The sequence below is a fragment of the Sphingomonas bacterium genome (genome assembly GCF_903643065.1).
Lineage (GTDB): Bacteria > Pseudomonadota > Alphaproteobacteria > Sphingomonadales > Sphingomonadaceae > Sphingomonas.
The window spans coordinates 1-3948 of record NZ_CAHJWX010000276.1; the positions used below are offsets into that span (position 1 = coordinate 1).

Sequence of the window (3948 nt, forward strand, 5' to 3'; positions counted from 1 at the left end):
GCCGCGGGCGTACCCGGCCGCACGAGCAGCCACCGGCCCGGCTGCGCGCCGTCGAGCACGACCACCGCGCCCTTGGGGCACAGGCCCAGGCACTTGGCCTCCACCACGCCCGCCGATGCCTTGCGGCCCTTGCCGACGCGCAGCTCCGCCCGCAACGCCCTGGCGAGCGTCTCGTCGCCGCCCTCGCCGAACGCCCGCCCGACCTTCCCCGAACATTTGGCGCAGACGACCAGCGTCCGCGACCAGCCGGACGCGACGACCGGTTTCACGCCCGAACCGTCACGACCGGCCGGCCGCGCGCGCCTCCTCCGCGACGCGCAGCACCTCCCACGCCGCCTGGATCGCACGGAACCGGTCGGCCGCGGCGTCGTCGCCGGGGCGCACGTCGGGATGGTTCGCCTTGGCGAGCCGCCGCCAGGCCGAGCGGATCGTCGCGAAGTCGGCATCGACATCCACGTCGAGCACCCCCAGCGCGCGCATCTCGTCGCGCGAGCGGCTGCCGTCGCCCGAGCCCGCCCAGCGGTAATGCTGCGAGTCGGCATAGCCGTTCGCGGTGCGCGTCTCGTCCGCCTCGCGCGCCGCCGCGTCCTCGGCGGATAGGCCGTCGAAATAGTTCCAGCCGCGATTATACTCGCCGGCATGCGTCACGCAGAAATACCAGCGTTCGGGGCTGTTGGGCGATTTGGGCGCAGGGCAGTTCCCCGGCTCGGTGCAGCCGTGGCGGTCGCACAGCCGAACGCGCGTCGCCTCGCTCGTCGCGCCATAGCTGCGCCAGCGGGGGAAGCCCCAGTCGTTCGATCGGGAGGGAGTGCGCGCCATCTAGCTCCTAGCTAGGCCCTGGACGGTCCGATTGCCACGCCCGGCGGGCCGCGGGCGGGGAAAATGCCAGAGGGTCTGTAAGCCGGGTTCTGTCCACCCCCGCTCGCGCGGGGGATGGGCGACCATTCCTCTACGCGCGCCGTCGCCGACGCGCTCCAGCGACCAACCCGGGCGGCAGGCGGGAACACGCCCCGGAGCCGCAAGGCCCCTCGCCACCCCTATTCGGTCTTGCTCCCGGTGGGGTTTGCCGTGCCGCTTGCCGTTGCCGGAAGCGCGGTGCGCTCTTGCCGCACCCTTTCACCGTGGCGTCGCCGAAGCGGTCGCCGTCTGCTCTCTGTGGCACTGTCCCTGACCCTTGCCCGAAGGCACGGGCCGCCGGGCGTTACCCGGCACCGTCGTTCCGCGGAGCCCGGACTTTCCTCGGCGTGTTCGCACACGACGCGGCCGCCCGACCCTCTGACGCCATCAGCCGTAGCGGAAGGACGCGGCGACACAAGCCCGGACGGCCCGGACGGCAGCAATCCAAAGACCCGCCGGGGCGGATTTCGGGCCGGTTCAGTCATCCCCCTGCGGCCGGGGCAGGAGCAGCGCGAGGAGGAGCATGCGGCATTCCGCGTCCATCTCCCCGTCGATCAGCTCGGGGCGGTAGCGGCGCTGGAACGCCATGATCGCGGCCATCGGCTTCGTCACGTCGTAGCCGAACCGTTCCAGCGCCAGCAGGAAGCCGGCTTCGGGCCATTGCGGGTCCATCAGGCCGCGCGTGGGGCGGGGCAGCGCGAGGCGCAGGCGCGCCAGCCTGGCCCAGGGGAACAGCTCGCCCGGATCGCGCTTGCGTGCGGGGGCGATGTCGGAATGGCCGACGACGTTGCCACGGGTGATCGCGTGCCGGTCCTTGATCGCGGCGACCAGCCGGATCACCGCCTCCACCTGCGCGTCCGGAAACGCGCGATAGCCGAACTCGTGGCCGGGGTTGACGATCTCGATGCCGACGGAAGCGGAGTTGACGTCGCCGATCCCGCGCCAGTGCGCCGCGCCGGCATGCCAGGCGCGGCGGTCCTCGCCGACCAGCCGGATGACCGAGCCGTCCTCGTCCACCATGTAGTGGGCGGAGACCCTGGCGGCGGGATCGCGCAGCCGGGCGAGTGCCGCCGCGGCGGTCTCCATGCCGGTATAGTGGAGCACGATCATGCTGATCCGCGCCGTCCGCTCGTCGTGGTTGGGCGACGGCGCGTCGGCGATCGGCGGGTCGGCGGACGCGGGGTCGATGAAATCGTCGCTCACCGGGTGGAGCTTGGCGCGGGCGGGCGCCGTTGTAAACCGCCGCCGCGTCGCGGAGCATCGGCGGCAGGTCCCGCGACGTCAGCGGCAGGCCTCCCTGGGCGGCCAGGGCCGCGCCACCTGTTCGTACAGCCCCCGGAAGCGCGGACTGGGCTGAAACGCGTCCGACTGGCCGATCACCGTCTCGCCGGCGCCGAGCACCAGCACGCCGTCCGGCCGCAACGCGCCCGCCAGCCGCGTCAGCACCGCGCGCCGCGCGGCCGGGGCGAGATAGAACAGCACGTTGCGGCAGAACACCGCGTCGAACTGGCCGGGCGGCGCCGGATCGGCGATCAGGTTGCCGCGCCGGAACTGGACACGGGCCGACAGCTCGGGCCGGGCGACCCAGTCGCCGCCCGCCCCGTCAAACCACCGGATCATGCGCGGGGTCGACAGGCCGCGCTGGATCTCGAACTGGTTGTAGCGGCCGCTCCTGCCGCGGGCGATCGCGACCTCCGACCAGTCGGTCGCGACGATCTCCGGCACCTCGCGACCGCGCTCGGCGAACAGGATCGCCAGCGACAGCGGCTCCTGCCCCGTCGAGCAGCCGGCGCACCAGATGCGCTGCCGCGGCGTCCGCGCGGTGCCGATCGCCTCCGCCGCCATCGTCAGGACGGCGGGATCGCGGAAGAAGGACGTCTCCTGGTTCAGCAACGCCTCCACCACCCGCTCGGCCAGCCCGGGATGCCGCCCGTCGAGCAGATCGAGCGCCAGCGCGTCCGGCGTGTCGAGCCCGCAGTCGCGCAGCAGCGGGCGCAGCGCCGTCTCCAGCCGCCACGCCCGGTTGCTTCCCAGCGACTGGCCGGTGCGCGCCTCCAGCAGCGTCGCGAAGACCGCGTGCGCGCCCGACGCCGCGATGGCGGTGTCCGTCATCGCGGGCTCCGGCGGCTGGCGATCAGCTCGCCGATCCGGTCGGGCGGAAGGACGGCGTGGCATAGACCCGCACCCGCCACCGCTCCCGGCATTCCCCACACCACGCTGGAGTCGCGGTCCTGCACCACCAGATCGCCGCCCGCGTCCACGATCGCGCGCGCGCCGATCAGGCCGTCGCGGCCCATGCCGCTCAGCACCACGGCCAGCGCGCGCGGACCGCAGACGGCGGCGACCGAATCGAACATCACATCGACCGAGGGCATGCAGCCGCTGGGCGCGGGGTCGTCGACCAGCCGCACCGCGATCCCGCCTTCCCCCAGCGCGACGCAGCGGACGTGCGCGTCGCCCGGCGCCAGGACGATTCGCGACGGGCGCAGCCGCAGCCTGTCGGTCGCGACGTCGCATGGCCGTCTTGCCAGGGTCGCGACCTGCGCCGCGAAGAACGGCATGAACGAGGCCGGCAGATGCTGTGTGACGAGGATGGGGGTCGTGAGACCCGGCGGCACCGCGCGCACCAACTGGCCCAGTGCGTGGATGCCGCCCGTCGAGGCGCCGATTGCGATCAGGTCGTACCGCCGCGGCCCGGTGAGCGGCAGGACGGACGCGCGGCCGTCGTCGGGAGTCGCGGCAGGCTCGTCGAGGGCGGTCAGCCGCGACAGCTTCTCGACCAGCGCCGCCGAGAAGCGCGCGTGGGAGATACCAGGCTGCGGCTTCACCAGCGTGTCCGCCGCGCCCAGCGCCAGCGCCTGGACGGTGCAGGCCGCACCCTCGGCGCAGGCGGAGGACACGACGATCACGCGGGCGCCCTGCGCGGCCGACAGCAGATCCGGCAGCGCGGTCAGCCCATCCACGCCCGGCATCTCGATGTCGAGCAGGATCGCGTCCACCCGCTCCCGCGCCAGCAGCGCGCGGGCGGCGGCGGCATGCGGCACCGCGCCG

Annotated in this window: 5 protein-coding genes and 1 other RNA gene; all 6 read right to left on the reverse strand. The window is 73.7% G+C overall.

The annotated features are described in order from the left end of the window. Nucleotides 1–269: hypothetical protein (locus tag HUU95_RS10240; RefSeq protein WP_174280020.1), on the reverse strand; the 269-nt coding region annotated here is incomplete at its 3' end. Between the two features lie 10 nt (nucleotides 270–279). Continuing rightward, nucleotides 280–819 (reverse strand): J domain-containing protein, encoded by a 540-nt coding sequence (locus HUU95_RS10245; RefSeq protein ID WP_174280021.1) that lies wholly within the window; start codon nucleotides 817–819, stop codon nucleotides 280–282. Between the two features lie 62 nt (nucleotides 820–881). Continuing rightward, nucleotides 882–1279, reverse strand: an RNA gene (gene rnpB / locus HUU95_RS10250) — RNase P RNA component class A. Between the two features lie 95 nt (nucleotides 1280–1374). Continuing rightward, nucleotides 1375–2007, reverse strand: coding sequence for an N-acetylmuramoyl-L-alanine amidase (locus HUU95_RS10255; protein ID WP_174280024.1), 633 nt, complete (start codon nucleotides 2005–2007; stop codon nucleotides 1375–1377). 171 nt (nucleotides 2008–2178) lie between these two features. Next, nucleotides 2179–3009 (reverse strand): CheR family methyltransferase, encoded by an 831-nt coding sequence (locus HUU95_RS10260; protein WP_174280022.1) that lies wholly within the window; start codon nucleotides 3007–3009, stop codon nucleotides 2179–2181. Further along, on the reverse strand, nucleotides 3006–3948 hold a 943-nt coding region (locus HUU95_RS10265; protein WP_174280023.1), incomplete at its 5' end, for a chemotaxis protein CheB. The genes HUU95_RS10260 and HUU95_RS10265, both read right to left, overlap by 4 nt.